The 24411-nt window shown below is 38.1% G+C and carries 22 protein-coding genes; 10 read left to right on the forward strand and 12 right to left on the reverse strand.

Annotated features, from left to right (window positions below; genetic code table 11):
• The first annotated feature begins 290 nt into the window (after positions 1–290).
• The gene (locus Rain11_RS02855) at positions 291–671 is read left to right on the forward strand and encodes a phage virion morphogenesis protein (RefSeq protein WP_101357889.1); all 381 of its coding nucleotides are present in this window, start codon (positions 291–293) and stop codon (positions 669–671) included.
• A gap of 75 nt (positions 672–746) precedes the next feature.
• Here the strand turns inward: Rain11_RS02855 and Rain11_RS02860 are convergent, their stop codons facing one another.
• Entirely contained in the window at positions 747–1277 is a 531-nt protein-coding gene (locus tag Rain11_RS02860) for a CAP domain-containing protein (RefSeq protein WP_101357825.1), read from the reverse strand.
• A gap of 64 nt (positions 1278–1341) precedes the next feature.
• Between Rain11_RS02860 and Rain11_RS02865 the strand changes: the two genes are divergently transcribed.
• Complete coding sequence (locus Rain11_RS02865) at positions 1342–2298, forward strand: hypothetical protein (protein ID WP_101357826.1); 957 nt, start codon at positions 1342–1344, stop codon at positions 2296–2298.
• Positions 2299–2305: 7 nt separating this feature from the next.
• On the opposite strand, the gene nadE is transcribed toward Rain11_RS02865, so the two are convergent.
• Complete coding sequence (gene nadE / locus Rain11_RS02870; RefSeq protein ID WP_101357827.1) at positions 2306–4282, reverse strand: NAD(+) synthase; 1977 nt, start codon at positions 4280–4282, stop codon at positions 2306–2308.
• 21 nt (positions 4283–4303) lie between these two features.
• Positions 4304–5089 (reverse strand): cysteine hydrolase family protein, encoded by a 786-nt coding sequence (locus Rain11_RS02875; RefSeq protein WP_101357828.1) that lies wholly within the window; start codon positions 5087–5089, stop codon positions 4304–4306.
• A 143-nt stretch (positions 5090–5232) separates the two neighbouring features.
• Between Rain11_RS02875 and Rain11_RS02880 the strand changes: the two genes are divergently transcribed.
• A complete protein-coding gene (locus Rain11_RS02880; RefSeq protein ID WP_101357829.1) occupies positions 5233–5448 on the forward strand; it encodes a type II toxin-antitoxin system HicA family toxin in 216 nt (71 codons plus the stop codon).
• Positions 5449–5476: 28 nt separating this feature from the next.
• On the forward strand, positions 5477–5695 hold the full coding sequence (locus tag Rain11_RS02885) for a type II toxin-antitoxin system HicB family antitoxin (protein ID WP_101357830.1): 219 nt from the start codon (positions 5477–5479) through the stop codon (positions 5693–5695).
• A gap of 34 nt (positions 5696–5729) precedes the next feature.
• On the opposite strand, the gene Rain11_RS02890 is transcribed toward Rain11_RS02885, so the two are convergent.
• From Rain11_RS02890 to Rain11_RS02925, 8 genes are all read right to left on the reverse strand, one after another.
• Entirely contained in the window at positions 5730–6341 is a 612-nt protein-coding gene (locus Rain11_RS02890; RefSeq protein ID WP_101357831.1) for an OmpH family outer membrane protein, read from the reverse strand.
• Positions 6342–6371: 30 nt separating this feature from the next.
• On the reverse strand, positions 6372–6923 hold the full coding sequence (locus tag Rain11_RS02895; protein WP_101357832.1) for an OmpH family outer membrane protein: 552 nt from the start codon (positions 6921–6923) through the stop codon (positions 6372–6374).
• A gap of 8 nt (positions 6924–6931) precedes the next feature.
• Positions 6932–9421: an outer membrane protein assembly factor BamA gene (gene bamA, locus Rain11_RS02900; protein ID WP_243390533.1), complete on the reverse strand. Its 2490-nt coding sequence runs from the start codon at positions 9419–9421 to the stop codon at positions 6932–6934.
• A gap of 2 nt (positions 9422–9423) precedes the next feature.
• Positions 9424–10194 (reverse strand): isoprenyl transferase, encoded by a 771-nt coding sequence (locus Rain11_RS02905; RefSeq protein WP_394341584.1) that lies wholly within the window; start codon positions 10192–10194, stop codon positions 9424–9426.
• Positions 10195–10347: 153 nt separating this feature from the next.
• On the reverse strand, positions 10348–11265 hold the full coding sequence (locus tag Rain11_RS02910) for an SDR family oxidoreductase (RefSeq protein ID WP_101357834.1): 918 nt from the start codon (positions 11263–11265) through the stop codon (positions 10348–10350).
• A gap of 29 nt (positions 11266–11294) precedes the next feature.
• The gene (gene thrS / locus Rain11_RS02915) at positions 11295–13235 is read right to left on the reverse strand and encodes a threonine--tRNA ligase (RefSeq protein ID WP_101357835.1); all 1941 of its coding nucleotides are present in this window, start codon (positions 13233–13235) and stop codon (positions 11295–11297) included.
• A gap of 148 nt (positions 13236–13383) precedes the next feature.
• Entirely contained in the window at positions 13384–14340 is a 957-nt protein-coding gene (locus tag Rain11_RS02920; protein ID WP_101357836.1) for a GNAT family N-acetyltransferase, read from the reverse strand.
• Positions 14327–14848, reverse strand: coding sequence for an adenine phosphoribosyltransferase (locus Rain11_RS02925; protein ID WP_101357837.1), 522 nt, complete (start codon positions 14846–14848; stop codon positions 14327–14329). Before Rain11_RS02925 ends, Rain11_RS02920 begins: the two co-directional genes overlap by 14 nt.
• 201 nt (positions 14849–15049) lie before the next feature.
• Here Rain11_RS02925 and Rain11_RS02930 point away from each other — a divergent pair, with 201 nt between their 5' ends.
• From Rain11_RS02930 to Rain11_RS02955, 6 genes are all read left to right on the forward strand, one after another.
• Positions 15050–17122 (forward strand): hypothetical protein, encoded by a 2073-nt coding sequence (locus tag Rain11_RS02930; RefSeq protein WP_101357838.1) that lies wholly within the window; start codon positions 15050–15052, stop codon positions 17120–17122.
• Positions 17123–17153: 31 nt separating this feature from the next.
• Entirely contained in the window at positions 17154–18518 is a 1365-nt protein-coding gene (locus tag Rain11_RS02935; RefSeq protein WP_101357839.1) for a sigma-54-dependent transcriptional regulator, read from the forward strand.
• A 55-nt stretch (positions 18519–18573) separates the two neighbouring features.
• Positions 18574–19101, forward strand: a complete 528-nt coding sequence (locus tag Rain11_RS02940) for a DUF2480 family protein (protein ID WP_101357840.1) — start codon at positions 18574–18576, stop codon at positions 19099–19101.
• Positions 19102–19163: 62 nt separating this feature from the next.
• Positions 19164–19919, forward strand: a complete 756-nt coding sequence (locus Rain11_RS02945) for a DUF3108 domain-containing protein (protein WP_101357841.1) — start codon at positions 19164–19166, stop codon at positions 19917–19919.
• Positions 19920–20185: 266 nt separating this feature from the next.
• Positions 20186–20617, forward strand: a complete 432-nt coding sequence (locus Rain11_RS02950; RefSeq protein ID WP_101357842.1) for a hypothetical protein — start codon at positions 20186–20188, stop codon at positions 20615–20617.
• Between the two features lie 225 nt (positions 20618–20842).
• A complete protein-coding gene (locus Rain11_RS02955; RefSeq protein WP_101357843.1) occupies positions 20843–21865 on the forward strand; it encodes a glycoside hydrolase family 3 N-terminal domain-containing protein in 1023 nt (340 codons plus the stop codon).
• A gap of 5 nt (positions 21866–21870) precedes the next feature.
• Here the strand turns inward: Rain11_RS02955 and Rain11_RS02960 are convergent, their stop codons facing one another.
• Positions 21871–24306, reverse strand: coding sequence for a DUF5686 and carboxypeptidase regulatory-like domain-containing protein (locus Rain11_RS02960; protein WP_101357844.1), 2436 nt, complete (start codon positions 24304–24306; stop codon positions 21871–21873).
• Positions 24307–24411: the final 105 nt, after the last annotated feature.

The raw sequence follows: 24411 nt of genomic DNA on the forward strand, positions 1-24411 counted from the left end.
GACCATTTTTCACTACCTTTGTACCTTGACAATGAGGGCAGTTTACTTTTGTTAATACTTTAGACATATTACAAAAATACGCCCTCTTTGTCTTTTACAAAAATATCATACAATCTTTACCACAACCAAATTGTTTTTGCAAATTTAACATTTTACTTGAAAAAAACAAAATGTTTCTCAAAAAAATCGAGTAAAGGCAGCAGTGGGTACGATGTAGTATGTATTCAGCAATTTCTTTAAGCGGTTTTCCTTGCGAAAAATTTTTTGAAAATTTTTTAAATAAAATCAATATGACCACTTTTTTAGAAGCTAAATCCAAACTTTTGCAGGCTTTTCAGGACTCTCTGCGAGTGGCAGGTGTAGAAACGCAAAAGTATTTGCAGGCAAAAATAGATGCACAAACCGATACAAAAGGAAACCCCTACAAGCCAAGAACATACGAAACCCGCTTGCAGAAAGGCAAAAAAATCCTCAAAGACCGAAACAACCTCTACGATAGCATTGAGGTTTTAGAAATTAACTATGCCGAAATGAGCGTAAGCGTAGGTATCAATACGCCAGGCATTGCCGACTACGCCACAATCCACAACGAAGGAGGCGAAATAGTAGTTACCGAAAAAATGAAAGCCTTTTTTTGGGCGAAATACTACGAAGCCGAAGTACAGACATAAAAATCAAACATTCCAACCAAAAACGCAAAATTTACACTTTTTTGTTAATGTTTTGTATTTGTGGGTGGTAAATTCTCACCTTTTCCGATAAGGCTTCTGCCCAACTACGTTTCCTGCGGGTTCGTAGTTGCACACCCAAATCTCTTCATCTCCACAATAAGCCACACCACAACCTACTTTTTTGGTGTTTTCCCAAATGAGTTGTGTATAATGCCCACATTTACTCCAATGTCCGTTACATTCCAATTTTTCAAAATTGAAGTATTGTTTTTCTGCCGCCCAAGCATCAACGGCTTCTTGTGGCGAAGAACGCTTTGAACCCTTGTACCAATAGATATTTTCGCCATATTTATTGGTACTATGCTCTAATTCACAGCCCCTTTTTTTAAGTTCATCTGCCCATTTTTGGGCTACTCGGGCAAGTTCATTAGACCATTTGAGCGGAGGCAAGCCTAACTCCCTTCGCCAATAATTATGCCTTTCTGTAATTCCTTTCATCACTTCGGGTTCTTTGTCATCTTGCGATATTGCAGGGAAGCGATAATTTGCCCAAAAAGAAAAGCAAAGCATTACAGAAAAAATCAAGGTTATCGGTGTTTTTTTCATAGAAATTTTAGTTTTTTGGAGAAAAAATCCCTTAATTGCTAAAAAAACAAAATTACTGCCAAAAATGGAAAAAAATCTTTCTTTTTTTCAAAAACGAGATTTGGGTGAAGTTATTGGTTTTTCATTCAAATTTATTGGTAAAAACTTTTTACATTTTTTTGCAACTATTCTTATTACTCATCTACCTATTTTTGCCCTTATTTACTGGTTTGTAAATTCACTCTTTACCACCAACTTGATAGTTAATTTCTTTTCCGTGGTTGTGGAAAGTCCTGCTCAATTTTTTACTACCGTATTTATCTTTGGCTTCATAGGATTGCTTGCTTATACGTATAGTGTAAGCATTTTTCTAAATTATTATCTTTTAAGCGAAAACGATAGAAGCAAAAGACCAAGTATCATAGAGGTATTACAAGCCACGTTCCGAAATTATTACAGCGTATTCGTAACCTATGCCGTTTATGGCTTGCTTTTTTTAGTTTTAATGATAATAACTACATTTCTCAATTTTGCTCTTGTTAAATTAAGTGGTGTTCTTTCTATTTTGTTCAACTTGTTTTTTTATGTTTTTTCCATTTTTATCAGTAATAGTTTGGCTCTTGTGGGAGCAGTAACTATCAAAGAACAAGCAACAGGAACAACTGCTCTCAAAAAATCTTGGAATTTAGTAAAAGGCTATTGGTGGCAAACTTTCGGTATTCGTGTGGTCGTAGCGATTTTAGCGTATCTCATTTTTTATGTTCTGATGTACCTTATGGGCTTATTTTTTATTGGTAATTCTTGGGATATTTTATTTGATGCAATTCGTGGTATGAGTAGTATAGAACAGATGCGAATGCTTACAATATTTTTTACTTTTTTACTATTTATGGTTTATTTATTTTTTTCTACATTTATGGAAACGGCAATGTTTGCTCAGTATGGCAATCTTTCAGAGCAGAAATATGGCTCTAATACACTTGCCGAAAAAGCCTCTAAATTGGGGCATCAACAAAAAGAAAATGAGGAAGAGGATTTTTAATTATACATCAAAAATCCTTTAAATCTTGTAACTCTTTGGCAAATCCACCTGAAAGTATCGGGAAGCGGCACCAGGTTTTGGGGTCAAGGTTTTTGTCGTCCAAATGAAAGCTGGGGGCATAACGCTCTCTTTTCCATTGATTTCTGCACCAAAGTTTGAAAAATTTATCAATCCACGCTTTGAGTTGAGAGCGTTCTGTTTGTGGGTGCTTTTGCTCCAAAAACAATAAGCACTCCACAGGCGAACGCTTATCGCGAATAGCCAGCTCTTCAATATCGTCCAAGATATGATAAGGCATCAAGTCGCCCTCATCAGTTTGTTTATGCTCTTTGGGACGAAGTTCGGCGGTAGGTTGTTGTTCATTGACATATCGCAAAGCAGAAATTTTATATTTGCCTTCAACCCCTTCTTTTTCAAGCCAACGAAGCCACTGACGTAAATAATCTTTATCAATCCCTGCAATGGGCGAAAGTCCTCCCGAAGTATCGCCGTCCATTGTAGCATAACCTACGGCGGCTTCAGAACGATTGGAAGTGGCAAGGAGCAAAGCATTTTTCAAATTAGCAAAAAACCATATACCCGGAGCCCTTACACGTGCCTGAATGTTTTGCAAAGCAACATCATCAGTTTGCCAAGAGAGCTTTCTGCCGATAGCCTCCTCTACAATTCGGTGGTACTCCTTAACGATTTTATCAATATTGAGGTGGTGAAATTCTACATTGAGAGCTTGGGCTAATTTTTGGGCGGCATTGAAGGTAACTTCACCGCTATTTTCAGTGGCTTGGTAAGCAGTAGTAATGAGCTTTTGAGCAATTTCATCAGCATTTTGGCAATTTTGAATTTCCTTAAAATAGAAGAGCTTTTGTAAAAAACCTTCTAAACCAAGCTCTTGAATACCAAAATCAATTAGCATACGGCACAAACAAGTAATTGCTGATGAATCTGCCCCACCACTTAAAGAAATCACAAAACCACGGGAAAAACTTTTCCGCATATAATCAAACAAACCAAGCATCATAGCACGCGTAAATTCCTCTTCTTTGATGTACTTGCTATGTTCCCAAGTAGCTTCTTGGGGGTGATTGGCTTCAGGTAAAATTTCGGGGTAATCAAAATCAATTTCTACGCAATTGCCGCCGTCTTCTACAACATCAAAGCTGTGCATCTGAATCTGCGAAAGACGCGTGAGGTTCAAATCAATAATGGCAGAAGTTACATCAAAATCTTTGAAAGAAAGTCTTTCGCCAATAGCTAAAAGCGAGCCATTGTTGGCAATCAAAGCACCTCCATCATAGATAGCTCTACCTGCTTCATTTCCCAGTAGATTAGCATACACATAGCTCACCCCAAAGGCTCTTGAACCTTCCAAAACAAAACGCTTGCGAACTTCCAATTTACCAAAAGCAAAATGACTGGCACTCGGATTAAGAATAAGGTCAATGCCATAATGATACAACGCCCTCCCTGGACGATTAGCCACCCAAGCGTCTTCACAAATTTCAAAGCCAATTTTTACCCCGCCTACATTGAAATATAAATCTCCCACTTTATATTCTTTCCCTGCAATATTGATAAAAGCAAAGCCTTTTTGCGTCCAAGCTGTAAACCAACGTGGCTCGTAGTGGATACCATTACCTGCTAAAAACTTTTTAGCTACAAACCCCAAAATTTCGCCATTGGCAATCAAAGCGGCACAATTAAATAGTTTATTCTGCACAAGCAAAGGCAAACCCACCGAAACTACCATATTTTTGGTGTAAGGCACTATTTTTTGCAAATACTCCATTGCTTTCTCGTGAGTATTGTTGGCATAGAAAGCGTCCTCACAGCCGTAACCTGTTATGCAAAGTTCGGGCAGACACAGAATGCTTACTTTTTCTTTGCGAGCTTGCTCAATAGCTCCTATGATATGCTGAAAATTTTTTTCCCAGTCCAGAGGAGTTTGGTTCAAAACCGCCGCACCTACTCTGATAAGACGTAACATTGATTTGCGTTTTTAGAGTTATTAAATCATTAGGTTGGATTTGGCAAACCCTAATCCCATTTCTTTTGCCTGTTTGTAAATAGGCTCTCCCAAATACCCAAGTCCTGTAACATCAGACATACAATCTTCTAAAATTACCATTTTACGAGCAACCTCAGGGGCAAATTCCATAGCCTGCAAAATACTTGTTGCCACACAATGCGATTTTGCTTCACCTGCTACGAAAATTTTATCAAATTTTGCTAATTTATCTAAAAGTTCCTGATTGAGTTGCGTTTCAGGGACATTTTCATCAGGAATTTGAGCGGCAAAAATGCCAAAATGTTCGCTATAAGGGTATGCTCCCTTATGAATAGTCTCATAATTTTTACCTGTGGCTTTGCACCAAGCCAGCACTACTTGCAGGATTTTCTCATCAATTGATGCCCCCAAAGAACCTATGAGGCAATGTGGTGGCCATATAAAATGTGTAAATTTGCCTTGTGCTTCTAATTTTTCAAGGTATTCAAGGCTTTTTTCAGGCTGAAAGCGAGCTTTCCACTTGCCGTTTTTTACCTCTTCGGCTTTGATAGGTGTAAAAGGAGCAGGGTTTTTCTTTTGGGCATCTTCCCAAAAAGCGGGGTGAGCAATATCATTCCAAACGTGGTTGTCTATGCTCAAAAAAATCTGCTGAATTTGAAAAATATTGTTCTGAATAAACTTGGCAAGGCGTTCCATATCTTTATCTGCTCCTTGCACGTATAAAGCCCCTTTGGGGTTGCAAAAATCATATTGAGCATCAATGATGAGCAGGGCGTTTTTGGGCATACTATCAGGTGTTTTTCAAAGGTAAAATTTTTACTAAAAAAAAGCAATATTTATCAAAGAACTTTTTATATTTGAAAAGTGTTTTGCGTTTGCCCAGTTGAGGATAAATAAAAAATTTTATCATTTTTTTATCCCAAATTATTATGGCAAAAACCTTTAAGTTTAAAGAAATACTAAAAATTATAGAAAATGATGGTTGGTATCTTATAAGACAGAAAGGAAGTCATCGGCAATACAAACATCCAAGTAAAAAAGGAATTGTAACATTGGCTGGAAAGCCGAATGACGATATACCACAAGGAACATTAAACAGTATATTAAAACAAGCTCAAATAAATTTAGATGACATAAAAAGTTGATATTTTTAATTTTATACTAATTAAAATTATGAATAGCAAATATCTCGTAATTTTTGAAAAAAATCCTGATGGTGGTTACGGGGCTTACGTACCCGATTTGCCCGGTTGTGTCGCTGTTGGAGAAACCCATACAGAGGTATCACAACTTATTGAAGAGGCAATAAAATTTCATATTGAGGGGCTGTTGGAAGAGGGTCTAGAAATTCCCGAACCTACTTCTATTGAAAGCAAGTTGGTAGAAATATAAAAGACGCCCTTTGTAAGGCGTCTTTATTTTCAAATTAACGAGGTTTTGTATTTGTATTAGGCTTAATATTTGGATTAGGGTTGGTATTATTATTAGTAGGTTTGATGCTATTATTTTGTTGATTTGCAGGAGCAGGTGTGATTCCTAATTTTTTCAGTACAAGCCCCGAAACATCAAGAGAAGTATCTTCGGGTTCAAAAAGCAAAGCTTCTTTACGAATTACATAGGTAAAGCCATTTTCTTTGGCAACTTCTTTAAGTGTTTTTTCTAATTTCTCATTGATAGGAGCAAGCAATTTGTTTTGTTTTTGCATTATATCGCTTTCGGCTTTTTGCTGAAACTCTTGCAATTGTTGCTGACCCGTTTCAATTTCTTTAGCGAGAGCTTCGCGTGTAGGAGCCGCCATTTTTTCACCTTCTTTTACATATCTTTCATATTTGGCTCGTAGTTCTGCTTCTTTGGCTTGAAGGTCTTTTTGAAGTTTTTCGGTATAGGCTTTTAAGTCGGCATCGGCGGCTTTGGCTTCGGGAAGTTGGGAAATAACGTAGGCGTAATCAAAATAACCAATTTTTACAGGGTTTTGAGCAAAGAGAGTAGAACCCCAAAATAGTGCAAATGCCAACACACCAATTCGTAAATGTTTCATTGTGATTTCAGTTTTTAGGTTTTTAGAAAATTATTTGTTTCCTTTGTTTTTTTTCGGATTATCTTCTTTATCTCCTAGCCCTAACTCCTCTAAAACGTAGTCGGTATAATCGTGAGTGGGGTCAAGATAAATAATGACAAAATCACTGGATTTATCAAAAATTGCTTGTAATTTCTGTTTTTTAGCTACTTTTTCCACAGCTTTATTAAGCTCTTCACGTACAGGATTGATAAGCTCTTGTTTTTTCAGAAAAATCAATCCCTCGTAGCCGAAAGTACGTTGTTGTAATTCTTCTGCTTCTTTGCGTTTGGCTTCAATTTTCTTTTTGCGGTCGCGTTTCATATCGTCTGTGAGCAAAAGTTCTTCGGCAAGAAATTTTTGCTCCATATCACGCAATTCGGCGAACTTTTTATCTACTTCTTGTTGGGCTCTTTGAGCAAAATTATCCAATTCTTGCTGTGCCTTTTTGTACGAAGGCATTTTTTTCAGGATAAAGTTGGCATCAATAAAGCCATATTTTTGTGCAAAAATGCCAAAAGTATTTCCAAAAAGCAATAAACTGACGAAAATAAGTTGTTTCATTCCTTTGACTATCTGATTTGCTGACCAATCGTAAAAGTAAAGTTTTGGAAACCTTGTCCTGCGGGTAACCCTTCTATTTGGTCAAAACCTCGCCCCCAATCCAAGCCAATCATACCGAAAGCAGGCATTAAGAACCTTACACCAATACCAGCAGAACGATACATCTTGAAAGGATTAAACCTTTCAAAGCCGAGCCAGTTATTGCCCGCCTCATAAAAACCCAGTACAAAGACCGTGGCAGCAGGGTTCAAACTGATAGGGTAACGAAGTTCCAAGACATATTTGGCAAATACCGTGCCATCTACAAAAGTACGACGACGAGGGTCTAAAGGGCGAACAGCATTGTCTTCATAACCTCTTAATCCTACCACCTCACGCCCAATGATGAAGTTCTGTCCTGCCAGCCCTCCGCCCCCAAGCGTAAATCTTTCGAAAGGCACAATTCCTTTGGCACTACGATAAGCATCTAAAAAACCAAAATGTATGCGAGAAGCGAGTACCAATTTTCCTACCAAAGGGGTGTAAAAAGATCCATCAAACATTAACTTGTAGTATTCCAACCACTTGAAACGCTCTGCGGGTGTTTGGCTTTGATAAAATTCATCGGGTTTATTGCTGAAAAGTGAATAAGGGGGCGTAAAGGATAAATTCAACGAAAGCATTGAGCCTGTACGTGGGAAGGTAGGGTTATCAATGCTATTACGGGAAAGATTGGTGCTTAATACCACAGAATTGGCATAACCCGATGCAAAGCCATCATCAATGGTATAATTCTGAAAATCATAATACTGAAATGAAAGCGAATGGCTCAAAGTGAAATAATCATCAGGAATGCGGAGGCGTTTGCCTAAACTCACACCTGTATTGAACATTTTCAAATAGCCCGTTCTTTCGTTAGATAGGTTAAAACGATTTACACCTATATTGAGATTAGAAAGCGTTGCAAATACTGTGAAGTTATTAGGTTTCTTGCCTCCGAGCCAAGGTTCGGTAAAAGAAACAGAATAGGTTTGAAAGCTACGTCCATTGGCTTGGGCACGAATGGAAAGTCTTTGGGCATCGCCAACGGGTACAGGTCGCCAATTAGAAAGTTTGCCTGCTTTTCGGATTGAAAAATTATTGAAAGAAACGCCCAAAGTTCCCACAAAACCAAATCCAGCTCCCCAACCGCCTGACATTTCAAGCATATCACTGGGTTTTTCCTCCACATTATAGATAATATCTACCGTTCCCTCTTCTTGGTTGGGAATAGGGCGAGGGTCTATTTTTTCAGGGTCTAACATTCCAAGTTGCCCAAGAGCTTGTGTGGTACGGATAATATCCCTACGGCTGAATTTCATTCCCGGTTTGGTACGAATTTCACGCAAAATCACCTTATCGCTAGTTTTGGTATTACCATTGATAATTACTTTACTAATAACAGCTTGTGGTCCCTCATAAATACGCATTTCTACATCAATGGAGTCTCCTTCTATGTTTTTTTCGATAGGGGTAATACGGAAAAATAGATGCCCATCGTCCATATACAACGAAGTAATATCTTCTTCGGTAAGGCTGAAATTAAGTTTTTTCTCCAAAGTTTCAGGGTCATAAACATCTCCCTTTTTAATATTTAGAATTTTAGAGAGTTGCTCATCAGTATATTTGATATTTCCCTCCCAAGTAATATTTCTGAAATAATACTTTTTGCCCTCCTCAATTTGCATACGAATATTCATTCGGTTGTGCGAAACAAAATAGGCGGTATCAAATACGATACGGGCATCACGATAGCCGTTTTTATTGTACATTCGCAAGATGCGTTCTTTGTCTTCCTCAAACTTTTTCACAATGTATTTAGACGAATGGAAAATTCGGAAAGGGGTTCTTTCCTTGATTTTCATTTTCTTGCGAATTTTCTTTTCCGAAAAAGCTACATTTCCTTCTGTAATAATGTCTTTCACTTTACTTTTTTTGCCTGTTTGCACTTTTGCGGTAATGATAATAGCATTTTTGAGCAAAGTATCGGGCTTTTGAATAATTTCTACTTGGGTAGCGAAAAAGCCTTTTTCGGCAAAATGTTTGCGAATAGTTTCCTTGATATTTTTCAAAAGCACATCAGAGGCTACTTTGCCTTTGTATTCTTTGGTTTTATCCTCTAAATTGCTTTTTTGTCCTTTGCGTATTCCTTCAAAGAAAATTCGCGAAACCTTGGGACGCTCCTCCAAATGAATGTTCAGGAAAATAGTTTTACCTTCTATTTTCGTAACCGAAACATCAACATTTCCGAAAAGCCCTTGTTTCCAAAGTTTCTTAATGGCATACCCAATTTCAGTACCCGGAACACGTATTTTATCGCCTACACGCAATCCCGAAAGATTGATAATGGCATTTTGGTCTAAAAACTTAATTCCACTCGTGGTAATTCCTCCGATGATATACTCGTTTTCGTTTTGAGCTTGGGCAGGTTGTAAAGCCCATAAAGGCATTAGAATAAGGATAAAAAGCAATTTTTTCATAGTTAAGCAAAAGTTTTGACTTTATTTTTCTTTTTTTCAGTTTGAATTTGCTCGCTTGTTTTCCCGAAACGTCTTTCCCTTTGCTGAAAGCTCACAATGGCATCGTAAAGATCTTTTTTGCGAAAATCGGGCCAAAGCGTTGGCGTGATGTAAATTTCGGTATAAGCAAGTTGCCAGAGCAAAAAATTACTAATTCTAAACTCTCCGCTTGTACGTATCATCAATTCAGGTTCAGGGATACCGCAAGTACTCAAATGAGCTTCAATCGTTTGGGTATTGATTTCAGAGGCTTTTAGTTCTCCTTTTTCTACTTTTTGAGCAATTTTCTTAACAGCTTGCTCAATATCCCACCTGCCGCTGTAGCTTAAAGCTAAAATCAGTGTAAGACCAGTATTTGGGGCTGTTATTTCAATAGCTTCTTGCAATTCTTTTTGGCAAATCGGGGGCAATTGTTCGGTAGCACCAATGGTGAGCAAACGAATATTATTTTTCTGCAAAGTATCGGTTTCCTTTCTAATCGTAGAAACCAAAAGTTTCATCAAGGCATCAACTTCTTTTCGTGGGCGGTTCCAGTTTTCGGTAGAAAAAGCGTAAAGTGTAAGATATTTCACTCCCAATTCGGCACAGGCTTCAGTGGTTTCTCGCACCGATTGAATGGCGTTTTTATGCCCAAAAACTCGCATAGCTCCTTTTTGCTTTGCCCACCTGCCGTTGCCGTCCATAATGATAGCAATATGTTTGGGCAAGCCTTCTTTATCTATTTCTTGCATAATCTTGCCTTACAAAAATCTGTTCCTACATAAGTTTCAAGGTTGCAAAGGTAAGAAAGATTTTTGGAAAAACATAGTTTTTATTTGCAGAGGAACATAACCAAAAACAGGTAGGACAAACCCTTAACCTTCACAGATACAATTTATCAAGAATGCCTAAACGCTGTTTTGCTGTTTTGCGAGCTGTTGAGCTAAAATTGCCAGCCCTTCTTGAAAAGAATGTGGCTCATAGCCCAATATTTTTCTTGCTTTTTCAATGATAAAGCCTGTGCGGGGCGGTCGGCGGGCAGGTTGCGTAAAAGTAGTAGAATCGGCACGCTCTATGAGCGTTTTATCCAAGCCGAAAAAATCGGCGGTAGCCAGTGCCATTTGATAAGGTGTCAGTAAATCTTTTCCTGAAATATTGAATATGCCCGTAGCTTGTTTTTGAGCTATGAGGAAACAACCTTTTGCTAAATCTTCGGCAAGGGTAGGGGTTCGCCATTGGTCATCAACTACTTTTATTTTTTTGCCTTCCTCCAAAGATTTTTTCACCCATAAAACAATATTGCTACGGCTCATATCTTGGGCAATGCCATATACAAGTACCGTGCGGGCTATCGCCCATTGCAGAGAGCTATTTTGTATGATTTTTTCTGCTTCCCATTTGCTATTGCCATAAAAACTAATGGGGTTGGGTTGTGCTTCTTCGTCGTAGGGTCCTGCTGTGCCGTCAAAAATAAAATCAGTGGAAAGATGAATGAAAAAGGTGTTATACTTTTCAGCGGTCTGAACTAAATATTTTACTGCTGTTACATTTTGCAGAAGGCAGTTTTCGTGGTCTTTTTCGCAATCATCTACTTGCGTCATTGCGGCGGTATGAATGAGTATGTGGGGCTGATAGCGAGCAAAAACCTCCTGAATTTGCTCGGGATTGGTTATATCCATTGAAGCAAATTCAAAAGGTTTGTCTAAAATCACTCTATTTTGCCCACGAGCCGTTGCAACAAAACGAAACTCCTTCTGTGAGGCTAAAAGATGAATAAGTTTTTGCCCTAAAAGTCCATTTGAGCCTGTAATGAGAATAGTTTTCAAGTGGTATTTGATTTAATTTTAATCTACACTTAGATAAAAGCCTGTTGTATTTCTGCTTGAAATTCATCTATAAACTGCTCAACAGGTTTTGAGCCCAAATCGCCCTGCCCGTGCTTGCGAACCGCTACACTGAAACTTTCTTGCTCCTTTTCACCCACAATGAGCATATAAGGAATTTTTTTCACTTCTGCATCACGGATTTTGCGTTGTACTTTTTCGTCTCTATCATCTACAAAGCCACGAATATCTTTTTCAGCTAAAATTTTTAGAAGATTATGAGCATACTCATTGAAACGCTCTGAAATAGGTAAAATAGCAATTTGTTCGGGAGCAAGCCACAAAGGGAAATTACCGCCGCAATGTTCGGTAAGTACCGCAATGAAACGTTCCAAAGAACCAAAAGGGGCTCGGTGAATCATTACAGGACGATGTTTTTGGTTATCAGCCCCGATGTATTCCAAATTGAAACGTTGAGGAAGTTGGTAATCTACTTGCACGGTTCCAAGTTGCCATTTTCTACCCAAAGCATCTTTTACCATAAAATCCAGCTTTGGTCCGTAGAAAGCCGCTTCCCCATAGGCTACTACGGTTTGCAAGCCTTTTTCTTGGGCTACCGCCTGAATATCAGCTTCGGCTTTGTCCCAATCTTCTTCTCTACCGATATATTTTTCTCTTTCGGTTTGGTGGCGAAGCGAAATTTGGGCTGTATATTCGGTAAAACCCAAAGATTTGAACACGTACAACACTAAATCAATCACTTTGCCAAACTCTTCGCGTACTTGTTCGGGGGTGCAGAAAATATGAGCATCGTCTTGTGTAAAACCTCTTACGCGAGTGAGTCCGTGTAATTCACCACTTTGTTCGTAGCGATATACGGTGCCAAACTCGGCAAGGCGTAAGGGTAATTCTTTGTAAGAGCGAGGTTTAGATTTGTAAATTTCGCAATGATGAGGGCAGTTCATCGGTTTGAGCATAAATAACTCATCTTCTTCGGGGGTATGTATGGGCTGAAACGAATCGGCACCATATTTTTCCCAATGCCCTGAGGTTTCATACAACTTTTTACTGCCAATATGCGGCGTAACCACAGGTGAATATCCCGCTTTCATTTGAGCTTTACGCATAAATTGCTCTAAACGCTCACGTAAAAGTGTGCCTTTGGGAAGCCATAAAGGTAAGCCTTTACCCACATTATCCGAAAATGTAAAGAGTTCAAGTTCTTGTCCTAATTTGCGATGGTCGCGTTTTTTGGCTTCTTCCAAAACCTGTAAATATTCTTTGAGTTCCTTTTCTTGCGGGAAAGTTATCGCATAGACGCGTGTAAGTTGCTTGCGGTCAGTTTTTCCGAGCCAATAAGCACCTGCTACATTCATTAGTTTTACAGCTTTGATAAAACCTGTATTTGGAATATGCGGACCACGACACAAATCCACAAAATTTCCTTGCTGATAGAAAGTTATTTCGCCGTCATTGAGGCGTTCCAAAAGCTCTAATTTATATTCATCTCCTTTTTTTGTAAAATACTCAATGGCATCGGCTTTTGAAATTTCCATACGCTTGTACTCATTTTTTTGCCGAGCCAGCTCCAACATTTTAGCTTCAATTTTGGCGAAATCGTCTTGGGAAAGTATTTTATCGCCTGTATCAATATCGTAGTAAAAGCCATTTTCAATAGCAGGACCAATACCAAACTTGGTTCCAGGGTAAAGAGCCTCAATAGCTTCTGCCATTAAGTGAGCTGAAGAGTGCCAAAAAGTAGCTTTTCCTTCGGCATCTTTCCAAGTCAGCAGTTGCAGAGTGGCGTCTTCGTGAATAGGTAAAGTGGCATCTTGCACTTTATCATTTACTTTGGCAGAAAGAACATTGCGAGCCAGCCCTTCGCTGATGCTTTGAGCAATTTCAAGAGCTGTTGTTCCTTTATTATACTCGCGAATAGCCCCATCGGGGAAAGTAATTTTGATTTTTTCCATAGTAAAAAAATTTTTTCCCAAACGTACAAATGTTTGGGTCTGCAAAGGTAGAAATTTTTTGTTCAACTTTGCAAAATTTCCTAATTCTCACAAGAAAACCCAAAATGAACGAACTTAAACTTTACTACTGCAAGGCAGACAATACTGACTAATCAAGAATTTTTACAAAACTCAATTTCAAAGCATTTTGCGAGCCAAGATTTTTCTTGAAACGTATCAGCCCTGTATTTGCTTTGCCGTTTTCGGTAGAAATGCCTAAATCTAAAATCTCAAAAGATTGTTCTTTGCAAAAATCTACCAAACCCTTTGTTAGTAGCACCATTGGGCTGTATGATAAAAATGACGGATTATCAGCAGGATAAAAATTGTAAAAAACCTTTCTGCTCACTTTTACACCCACGGTAAGTGCGACAATTTCTGCATTTTTTTTTACCACAAAAACCGAATATTTTTCAGGAAAAGTCGCGACGGTTTCGTAAAAATCTGTTTCATTCATCGTAAGTGGGAAACTCCTACGTTTGCGGGCTTCGGCTACAAATGTAAAAACCTGCTTCCAATCGGGGTTTTGCCACCATTCTACCACAAAGCCCGCTTTTAGGGCTTTCTGCAAGCGTCTTTTTTCAGAAAGATGTAAATTTTCCTCAAAAGGCTGATTTACCTGAATGTACTGCGTTAGTTCTTGATTTTGCACAGAAAAACCATTTTGCAAAAGTATTTGCGTAAGCAGATGCGAGTTACTTTCTGTGTAGCTAAACGGATATTGCTTAATGTGTAATTTCTGTAATTGTAGCTCTTGTTTGCAAAAAGAGGTCAGAAAAACTACAAAGTTATGCAAAACTTCATAGGAAAGTTTTGGACAAAATTCTATCCCGCCAAAAGACATTCTCCAAGGGCTGTAGCCGACACTTTCATTCAGAAAAATATTGCAACGAGCAAGAATTTTCTGGTTTTGTTCAGCCCCAAAAACCCAAACATTTGGATTTTTCTGCAACAATAAATGCCTGTTGGTGTTGAAAAGAAAAGACTCGTAAGTTTCCTGCAAAGCTAATTGAGCAAACTCTGCAAGGGGTAAAGCCCGAAAAGTAATGCTTTTATTCGCTTTCATAACGCATTACTGAAACTACATCGTAACCTTTGAGCTTTTCTCTGCCATTCAGAAAAGCAAGTTCTATGAGAAAAGATACCTGAACTATTTTTCCTCCTGCCTTTTCAATCAGTGAGCAAGCGGCTTGGGCAGTGCCTCCTGTGGCGAGTAGGTCATCGTGGAGTAGTACCTTCTCTCCCTTTAATATTGCGTCCTGATGCATTTCAAGGGTATCTTCGCCATACTCCAAAGTGTAAGATGCCGAATACACTTGGGCGGGTAATTTCTTAGGTTTGCGAATAGGCACAAAACCCGCTTTTAGGCGTTGAGCCAGCAAAGAGCCAAATACAAAACCTCGCGACTCAATGCCTGCTACTTTCTGTACGCCTAAGTTTTTAGCAAAATTGTAGAGCATATCAGCTGCCGTGTTGAAGGCTTCGGGGTCTTTGAGCAAAGTAGTAATATCTTTGAAAATTATTCCCTTTTTGGGAAAATCAGGAATACTGCGAATAAAATCTTGTAGGTTCATCTTTGAAATGCCGAATTAAGAGGCTTAAAACGTACAAATTTACAGCAAAAAAAATATTTTTAGCAAACTTTTGTTCAAAATGCTAAAAGGCTTATTTTATGCAAACAACTTTTCTCTTGCCATTTCGTTTTAGATAAAAATCGCTCGGTTTTGGATAGATTTTACTAAATTGCAAGTCTGATTGCAGAAAATTTGACCTGAATGGAAAAAAGCACTTTTATTTTCCCTCATTCGCCTGCTTGGATACTGGTATGCGTGCTTGCGGGGCTTGTGTATGCGGGGATTTTATACTACAAAGAAAGTTTTTTTGAGCCTAAAATTCGTTACTTTTTAGCGTTTCTGCGTTTTGGGGCAGTAGCAGTGATTGCTTTTTTACTTTTGGCTCCTGTTATTCGCACCGTTCGCAACGATAGAGAAAAGCCTATCATAGCCTTGGCTTTGGATAATTCGCTTTCGGTGGCTCTTGCCGAAGATAGCACCCAACGCCAAAAATGGCTTTCCACTTTGCAAAAATTACAAAAAAATTTAGAAAATGCAGGCTTTGAAACTTCTTTGCATACTTTTGATGAAAATACGGAATGGCAAAAATTGAAATTTAAGGCACAAAGCAGTAATTTGGGTAAATTGCTTGAAAACGTAGCCACTGCTTATGAAAATCGCAATTTGGATAAAGTCGTTTTGATTTCTGATGGCATACACAATCAAGGCACTTCACCTGAATTCTTAAATTTCCGCTTTCCTGTGTATGCAGTAGGAGTAGGAGATACCACGCCTCGCAAAGATATAGCGGTTCAGGCAGTTTTTTTCAATAAAATTGCCTATTTGGGTAATAAATTCCCGATTGTTGCAGAAATTAAAAATAACGGCTTTGAGGAAAAAAATGTGTCAGTTTCTCTTTTGCAGAATGGAAATACCATTGCTTCGCAAAATATTCGCTTGCGAAAAGATAACATCAACGAAGTAGATTTTTTAGTGCAGGCAAGCCAAAAAGGTATTCAGCGGTATACGGTTGCAGTGGAATTTTTAGAAGGCGAGTACAATCGCACCAACAACCAACGCGATGCCCTCGTTGAAATAATAGACGGCAAAGAAAAAATTTTACTTCTTGCCGCCTCACCTCACCCCGATATCAAGGCTTTACGAAGCATCATTGAAAAAAACGAAAATTATACTTTTGAGGTAGCTGTGGCGGGTGTTCAGCAACCCAAAGAACCTAACTATGACCTCGTAATTGCCTATCAAGTACCCGACTACTCGGGGGTTGTGAATAGCATTTTAGAAAATTATCAGAAAAAAGGCACTCCTATTTTTTACATTTTAGGGGCAAATTCAGATTTGAACAAGTTTTCGCAAAATAATCCTGTATTCACTTTGCGAGGGCGTTCGGCTGATGTAGATGATATTTTTCCTCACTTCAACGCAACCTTTGCCAAGTTTAATTTTGATAGCGAAAAACTGCGTCTGCTTGCCAAAATGCCCCCCTTGCAAGTGCCTTATGGTGAATACAGCATAAAAGCAGGAGCAGAGGTACTTTTGTTTCAAATGTTGGGAAGACTGCAAACACAAAAGCCTTTGCTAGCCCTGCAAATGAACAAGCAAAACAAATCAGCGGTATTGGCGGGTGAAGGATTATGGCAATGGCGTTTGGCTGAATATGAACTCACCGACCGCAACGAAATCGTTGATGATATACTGCTGAAAGTAGTGCAATTTCTTTCGTCCAAAGAAGACAAACGCAAATTTCGCATTTATACCACTCAGAACGAATATTTAGACTACGAAACCGTCGTTTTTGAAGCAGAAGCCTACAATGAACTCTATGAAAAAATTTCTGATGTAAAAGTGAGTTTGAGCTTGCAAGATGAAAAAGGAAAGCTCTACAACTATACTTTCACTATTACGGGCGGAATTACTAAATTTGAAATCAACAATTTGCCCAAAGGCATTTACAAATACACCGCTACCGCCGATGTATTAGGCAAAACAGAAAAAGCATCAGGTGAATTTGTTATCAAAGATTTACAATTAGAAACACTTTCTACAACCGCCGATTTTGATTTGTTGCGAAAAGTTGCTCAAAATTCGCAAGGTAAATTTTTCAAAATCAATCAGTTGGAAACTTTGGAAAACGACATTTTACAAAACAAAAAACCCGATTTACTGCATTCATCAGAAGAGTTGCTGGAAATTATACATCTGAAATGGCTCTTTTTCTTGATTTTAGCTCTTGTGAGTGTAGAGTGGTTCGTAAGAAAGTTTTTAGGTAGTTATTAGTAAAAAATTCAGAACTCAAATCACCGAAAGTATGCGGGTACTCATTGTAGATGATGATGAAGACATTTTGCTTGCGGCGAAAATGTTTCTTAAAAAGCATTGCAAGGAAGTTGTAATTGAAAGCAATCCCAAAAAAATCCCTTTCTTGCTCAATCAGGCAAGCTATGATGTGATACTTTTGGATATGAACTTCACCGAAGACACCACTTCGGGCAAAGAAGGTTTTTTTTGGTTGGAAAAAATCTTGGAACAAACCCCCAAAGCTGTTGTCGTGATGATTACGGCATACGGAGACGTAGAAATGGCTGTAAAAGCTCTCAAATTAGGAGCTACGGACTTTGTGCTGAAACCTTGGCAAAATGAAAAACTGCTTGCTACGGTACTTTCGGCGGCGAAATTGAGCAACTCTTACAAGGAAGTAGAAAGTTTGCAAAAAACCAATCAGCACCTTGTAGAAACATTGAGCGGGGGCGAAATTATCGGCGAAAGCAAAGCCATTCAGCAGGTTTTGGCTATGATTGAAAAAGTTGCCAAAACAGATGCCAACGTGCTGATTTTGGGCGAAAACGGCACAGGCAAAGAACTTGTTGCCAAAGCTATTCACCGCTATTCTTTGCGAGCCAAAGAGGCTTTCGTAAGTGTAGATATGGGGGCTATCAGTGAAAATTTATTTGAAAGTGAACTCTTTGGACACAAAAAAGGGGCTTTTACTGATGCCAAAGAAGACCGCACAGGACGTTTTGAGCTTGCTCAAAAAGGTACGCTTTTTCTTGATGAAATTGGTAATTTACCCCTCACCCATCAGGCGAAGTTGCTGGCGGTTCTGCAAAATCGTCAGATTACGCCCGTAGGAAGTAATAAAGTCATTCCTATTGATATTCGCTTGATTTGTGCTACTAATCTTGATATTCACCAAGCCGTAGCCGAAGGGAATTTCAGGCAAGATTTGCTCTATCGTATCAATACCGTAGAAATTCATCTGCCACCTTTACGTGAGCGTGCAGGTGATATTCCTATTTTAGCAAAACACTTTTTGCAAAAATATGCCAAAAAATATCATCGCCCTACGCCTAAACTTTCCGCAGAAACTATTGCCTTTTTGGAAAATTATCCTTTCCCCGGAAACGTCCGAGAACTGGAGCACGCTTTGGAAAGAGCCTTGATAATGAGCGATAGCGAAACACTCTCCCCCGATGACTTTTTCTTTCTGAAAGCTACCAAAACCAGTACCTTCAATAATTCCCTTGCTACTTCCACGCTCAATTTAGATGATGTTGAAAAAGAAATGATACAAAAGGCTTTGGATAAATACAACGGCAATATTTCCAAAGCCGCCAAAGAACTCGGTCTTACGCGTGCCTCGCTATATCGTAGGCTGGAAAAATACGGCTTATAGACATTTTTTCGCAAGAACTAATTAGAATTTTTTCTTGTTTTTCCTTAAAAAAACTATGCAAGCTGAAGAAACTATCATCAATCGCGTAGCCCAAAGTGGTATTATTACCATAGATTTAGCCGATTTTTACGAAAAAGGCGAAAGAGTAATCTTTGATGTAGCTTCCACTTTGTATCAGGGGCTTATTTTGAGAGAAAAAGAGTTTAGGCAATTTCTAAAAGAGCATAATTGGCAGAGTTATACGGGAAAAAATGTGGCTATTACTTGTTCTGCTGATGCCATTGTGCCTATGTGGGCGTATATGCTTGTGGCTGTGCATTTAGAGGGACTTGCCAATCATTTTATTTTTGGCTCTTTGCAAGAATTAGAAATAGAACTTTTCCGAAAAAATCTTGCAAAACTCAACCTGAAAGAATTTGAAGGAAAAAGAGTAGTTATCAAAGGTTGTGGTGAAATTCCCATTCCTGCGTATGCGTATGTGGAAATTACTCGTTTGCTTAAACCTTTGGTACAAAGTTTGATGTTTGGAGAGCCGTGCAGTACCGTACCGATTTACAAGAAAAAGCAAGAAGTTAGATATTAGATGTTAGGGATATAATTTCAAACTTTCAACCTTGAGCCTTTTTGTATAAACATTTACAAAAAATGATAAGTATTCAGCGTTGGAAATTTTTTTTATTCGCCTGCCTTTTAATTCCGAACTTGACGATTTCGCAGTTCAATCCCGCAGGCGAGGAATGGGTGTATAAAATAAGCAAAGACGGCAACGAAGCCGCCGAAATCACTTTTCAAACAGACAGGCAACTACAAAATATTAGCAATACTAAATGCTATAAAATTACGACCAAAGCCCGCATTACGGCGTTTTTGGGCGTTGTAAATGTGGATAATAAAATTACTTCTTGGATAGAAAGCCAGCGTTTCAAAGCTCAAAAGGTGCATATTTATTATGACGATGGCAAAAGCAAAAACAACTACATTGTAGAGTGCAAACCCCAACAAAAGCAAATAGAAGCATACAGCCTTGAAAAACCGCAAGAAAAGCGGCTTTTCCCTTGGCTTACTGATTGCGAAGATTTTTGGAGTGTATTTTTTCAAATCCGACAAAAAGATTTTTCCAAGCTCAAACCTAACGATACTTTCAGCTATTGCCTTTTAGCCGATGAAAATGGTAGCAAACAAATTGTACTCAAATATTTAGGCAAAAAAGAAATGTCTTTTGGTAATAAAACCCAAGAATGTTACATTCTTTCGTGGGTTTCGCCTGCCATTGATGAAGTTGAAACGAATTCCATTCGCATTGCCGTTACTGCCGATAAAAATCAAATGCCTGCCAAAATCTACGCTAAAAGCAAAAAAGGTTTTTTTCTTGGCGAACTTAAAAGTTTTAGTAAAAAATAGGTTTGAACTTTCAACTCTTAAAATTTTATTGTGGAGATTTCATCTATTGAAAATCAGAAATTAAGTCTCGCTTATTGAAAGAGAAGTTGTTTCTTACTTGCAATTTCACTTTTTTATGCTTTTTTGTACAGGGCAAATTCCTTTCAAAATGTCATTTGCTAATATGAAAATTTATGCTAAATTTGTATGTCCTAATAGCTAAAAATTTTTTGGCAAGTATATTAAAATCAAACACTCATTCATAACTCACGTTAAATTTAAGACTTATGAAAGGACTACCAGGATTTAATTTACCACAGCACCAAGAGGTTATTTCAAACTTCATTTATTACATTAGACTTCATCTGGATAATTCAGGGCGAGAATATGAATTTTCTGTAGCACCAGAACTAAGAATTAAACATAGCAGTTTCAATAAGGGTTCATTAATTCCAGACATCGTTATAAAAAAAGACGAGAAAACGTGGAGTCAGCCCGAGATAATTATTGAAGTTAGTAGGAATCGTGGTTATAAGGCAGATATTAGAAAAGTAAAAAAGGCAGTTAAAAATATTCGTTCTTTGAAAGAAGGTTTCGTTTTCAATTACGAAACGGGTGAAGGTTGTAGAATTACAAAACCAGATCTTGATGAAGAAGACGGAGAAAGCTATTCAGAAGTGCTTGACTTTGACTTAAAAGAATGTTTAAGAAGTGCTTGATTTGACTTAAAAAAATGTTTAAGATGAGAAAAAAACGCCCATATGTACATTACCCAAATGTTGAAATTTTTTTATACTGAAACAAAATTTTTTCTTGGAAAAACAGCCTAAAAGATTATATCTACTTGAAAAGAAACAAATAATTTAATTTTCTTGGCGAGCTTAAAAAAAGATACTTTTTGACCTTTCTGCCAAATTTTCTTATCTTGCATAAAATCTTTTGCTATGTACTCACCTTTGATTTTCTTTTTGTTGATGTTGCTTTCAGGAAAAGAGGTGAAAGTCAATGCCATTTTTGAGCGTTTGAGCGAGGAAGAGAAAGTTGCTCAAATGATAGCTACTGCCACAGGAAAGCTCGGAAAGCCCAAAAAAGAGGTTTTGGAAATTGTAAGAAAGCATCAGATTGGAGGAGTTTTACTATTAAATGGCAGTAAAGAAGAGTTTAAGCAGTATGTAAAAGAGTTTAATGCAGTAGCTAAAATCCCTATTTTGTTTAGTGCCGATGCCGAACCGAGCCTCATCAATGCTAAAATTAAAGGTACGAAAAAAATCAAACCTACGGCTCAAATCAAAGATAGTGCCGAGCTTGTGCAAATCACTAACGATATTTGTGATGAGCTTTTAGAAATTGGTATTTATCATAACTTTGCCCCCGTTTGTGATGTTTCTACACAAAATGAAGCTATTGGTAACAGGAGTTTCGGTAGCGATTCGGCTCGCATTATGAAAATGAGCGAAATTTTTATCAATACTTCTCGCAACAAAGGTATTATGGCTACTGCCAAACATTTCCCTGGACACGGCTTCGTAAAAGGCGACACCCACAAAAAATTAGTTTATATTGATGGGGAAATGAAAGAAATAGGCATTTACAAACATCTTATCGCCCAAGATGTGCCTTGTATTATGGTAGGGCATATTGCTGTAAAAAATAATTCGCCTTACGATACCCAAGATTTGCCCGCTACTTGCTCTCGTAAAATTGTAACCGATTTGCTCCGCAAAGAATTAGGCTTTCAGGGCATAATTATCACCGATGCAATGAATATGGGGGGAGTAAAAAATGTAAAAAATGCCTCTTTGGAAGCTATCAGAGCGGGTTGTGATATGGTACTTATGCCTGAAAATGAAGCAGAACTTATCAGAGATGTTCTCAAACTAATGCAAGAAGATGCTCAATTCAGAGAACAGGTGTATGAATCAATAAAACGAATTTTACGCTACAAAGTCGCTTTGGGGATTTTGTGAGAGTATCAGAAGCCTATCCCGAACCGCAAACCATTGTTAAAAGATTTTCCGTCCAAGAAACTCCAAAAGTAATCTACTCGTAAAACCTTGAAAATGTGTTCTATACCTGCTCCTATTTCTAAATAGTTGCCATTGGTTTCAGTGAAAAGATAATTACAAGTAAAAACCTCTTGAATACGAGTTTTTTTCAGCAAGGGGATACGATTCAAGAAAAATCCGTTGAAATGATGTTCAAAATACACCCCCGCATACCTGCGAGCTGTACTGAATAAGTAATAATCCAAAAGCTGATATGCCCGAAAACTCGGAAAAGCGAACATTACGCGACTGCCATCAAAATGCTGGAAATCTACGAAAGTAAGCGATTTTTTATTTAAGAAATCCCCCGCAAAAAGTTTGAAATAACCACTGCCTAAAAGTCCTTTTCGGTAAGTATCCGTAATGCCAAACTCCAGTTGGTCAAAATCCACTTGGCTACCCAAAGCAGAAAGCCCTTTACGATAAGTAAGCAAAAAAGTCGGAAAAGGAGAACGCAGACGCAAGCGAGCATCAGGGCGATTGATATAACGCTGTTTGGGCGTGTAACGTAGTTCCATATTCCATAGGAAAGCTGTGTTTTCGCCAAAATCTGTATCAATCATTTCACTATTCAGGGGAGTATTTGGGGTGTAATCTCTTTGCACACGTCTTGTCCAACTGAAATCAGAAGTGTTTTGAAGCATTTTTCTTTGAGCATATTCGGCAGAGGTATTCAGCAAAACTCCATTCAATACTTCCTTCTGATAAGCAATTTTGCCATAAGTTTTTTCGTAAAGTTTCATAAAATTGAGCTTTTGCCAAAGCGTAGTGGTAGTATTGATAGAAGGCGAAATTGCATCAGGATTGAACTGCTCTACAAATTTTCCGCCTTCTACGCTCCAACGCTCAAAACGCTTGGCATTAGCCCCATAACTCACGTTTAATTTTCCATAAAAAGACTGACTGCTGAATCCATAACGCAAAGTAGGCGTAACCGAAAGACTACGATTTTCTTCAAACTCTTTGTTGTAGCCAATTTTTAGATTGGTAACCCAGCCTTCTACGGTGTTGAAAGAAATATCATTGAGCGGTGAGCCAAAGGAAAGGCTGTATTTCTTGTAGGAATTGCGATAAGTATAACCAAAAAGCAAAGCATTGATTTTGAAACGATTAGCGATTTTGTCAATAGAATCTTTGTAAGGTTTGCTGTTGCGGATAACCTCTAAGCTATCTTTTTTGCGATAATCTTCGGCTTCTTTGAGTAGCAAGGGAATAGGACGAATGGCTTTCCAAAAAAGGCTATCTTTTTGATTGGACTCTTTTTCTACGATTATCCAGTCGTTGCCAAAATGTTTTTCAGGAAATTTCGGGTTGAGCGTGTAATTTCTGTAAATTTTATTTGTGTAGCCACTACCCAAAAAACCAAAAAGTTTGAAAGTAAAATTGAAATTTTGTGAGAAAAGCACCCAATCACTATTTTTTTCGGGTTGTGTGTAAATGATTTTCACGTTTCCTGTTTTCACAAAATCGGTGGGGCGGCTTTCGTCAAAACTCAAATCTACGCTGTGAATACGCCAAGTGTTTTCGGTAATGTAAATATATCCTTCCCAAACGGGGTCTGTTTTGCGTTTAGGAATTACCTTGATTTTGTTGATTACGTTGCCATTTTCTTCAAATTGTCCTTCCCATTTGTATTCGTAATACAAAAAAGCAACATTGGAGATGGGCGAAACAAAACCTCTTTCGTAAATTCCTTGCCCTACGAGATTTTGATAAAAATTAAAATTCCAAGTGCCTGCAAGATTGAACGTATAGGCTTTGCTATCGCCGCTTACTTTGGAGGCAACGACTACCTCTTTATAGCGTCTTGGGTTTTTCTGATAGCTTACTTCGGAAACGCTTTCCGAAAGATAAACCACTCCCGTATCCAGTCCTGCGGTACTTTCGCCGAGAATACTTTCAGGTTTTTTATCCAAACGAAATAAAGTTTTTACATAAACTTCGCATTGAAAATCAGGGCGTTCCTCTAAATATTTTTTTCTATTTCTTTGTGCGTTGCGTATAACCTCATCAGCATAATTTACAAACTTCCCCTGAACCGTAATAGCTTCAATTTCTTGGCTTTCTAATTCCAAGAAAAAATCAAGGGTATAGGTTTTGGCTTCGGTAAAAGTGATTTTTTGAGTTTTGCTTTGATAACTCGGAAATTGAACAATTACTTCATACTCGCCCAAAGGAACAGCAAAACTATAAAAACCTGCAACATTGCTGGTTGTGCCAATAGTTGTATTTTTTAGATAAATACTTGCAAAAGCGAGAGGCTCATTTTTTTCGCCCAAAATTTTACCTTGTAAAGTAGCTTTATTTTGGGCATTTGCCACAAGTACCCAAAAAAAGCCAATCATAAAACTGATTGCTCTCATAAAAACGCATTTTACTCAAAAACGTAAAAATGGTAAAATAGTTGCATAAATACGTATTTTCTTACGTGAAGTTGTTTCTATCTCCTTGCCGCATTTCCATAGCTT

Origin of the sequence: Raineya orbicola (assembly GCF_002843425.1) — a bacterium.
Taxonomy (GTDB): domain Bacteria; phylum Bacteroidota; class Bacteroidia; order Cytophagales; family Thermonemataceae; genus Raineya; species Raineya orbicola.

Bases quoted from the DNA above. Each gene is read 5' to 3' on its own strand.
- Rain11_RS02935 (WP_101357839.1), top strand. From the start codon at position 17,154: ATGCGGGTACTCATTGTAGATGATGATGAAGACATTTTGCTTGCGGCG.
- Rain11_RS02865 (WP_101357826.1), top strand. From the start codon at position 1,342: ATGGAAAAAAATCTTTCTTTTTTTCAAAAACGAGATTTGGGTGAAGTT.
- Rain11_RS02955 (WP_101357843.1), top strand. From the start codon at position 20,843: ATGTACTCACCTTTGATTTTCTTTTTGTTGATGTTGCTTTCAGGAAAA.
- Rain11_RS02875 (WP_101357828.1), bottom strand. From the start codon at position 5,089: ATGCCCAAAAACGCCCTGCTCATCATTGATGCTCAATATGATTTTTGC.
- Rain11_RS02945 (WP_101357841.1), top strand. From the start codon at position 19,164: ATGATAAGTATTCAGCGTTGGAAATTTTTTTTATTCGCCTGCCTTTTA.
- Rain11_RS02920 (WP_101357836.1), bottom strand. From the start codon at position 14,340: ATGAAAGCGAATAAAAGCATTACTTTTCGGGCTTTACCCCTTGCAGAG.
- bamA (WP_243390533.1), bottom strand. From the start codon at position 9,421: ATGAAAAAATTGCTTTTTATCCTTATTCTAATGCCTTTATGGGCTTTA.
- Rain11_RS02960 (WP_101357844.1), bottom strand. From the start codon at position 24,306: ATGAGAGCAATCAGTTTTATGATTGGCTTTTTTTGGGTACTTGTGGCA.
- nadE (WP_101357827.1), bottom strand. From the start codon at position 4,282: ATGTTACGTCTTATCAGAGTAGGTGCGGCGGTTTTGAACCAAACTCCT.
- Rain11_RS02930 (WP_101357838.1), top strand. From the start codon at position 15,050: ATGGAAAAAAGCACTTTTATTTTCCCTCATTCGCCTGCTTGGATACTG.
- Rain11_RS02855 (WP_101357889.1), top strand. From the start codon at position 291: ATGACCACTTTTTTAGAAGCTAAATCCAAACTTTTGCAGGCTTTTCAG.
- Rain11_RS02860 (WP_101357825.1), bottom strand. From the start codon at position 1,277: ATGAAAAAAACACCGATAACCTTGATTTTTTCTGTAATGCTTTGCTTT.
- Rain11_RS02890 (WP_101357831.1), bottom strand. From the start codon at position 6,341: ATGAAACATTTACGAATTGGTGTGTTGGCATTTGCACTATTTTGGGGT.
- Rain11_RS02895 (WP_101357832.1), bottom strand. From the start codon at position 6,923: ATGAAACAACTTATTTTCGTCAGTTTATTGCTTTTTGGAAATACTTTT.
- Rain11_RS02885 (WP_101357830.1), top strand. From the start codon at position 5,477: ATGAATAGCAAATATCTCGTAATTTTTGAAAAAAATCCTGATGGTGGT.
- Rain11_RS02880 (WP_101357829.1), top strand. From the start codon at position 5,233: ATGGCAAAAACCTTTAAGTTTAAAGAAATACTAAAAATTATAGAAAAT.
- thrS (WP_101357835.1), bottom strand. From the start codon at position 13,235: ATGGAAAAAATCAAAATTACTTTCCCCGATGGGGCTATTCGCGAGTAT.
- Rain11_RS02925 (WP_101357837.1), bottom strand. From the start codon at position 14,848: ATGAACCTACAAGATTTTATTCGCAGTATTCCTGATTTTCCCAAAAAG.
- Rain11_RS02940 (WP_101357840.1), top strand. From the start codon at position 18,574: ATGCAAGCTGAAGAAACTATCATCAATCGCGTAGCCCAAAGTGGTATT.
- Rain11_RS02950 (WP_101357842.1), top strand. From the start codon at position 20,186: ATGAAAGGACTACCAGGATTTAATTTACCACAGCACCAAGAGGTTATT.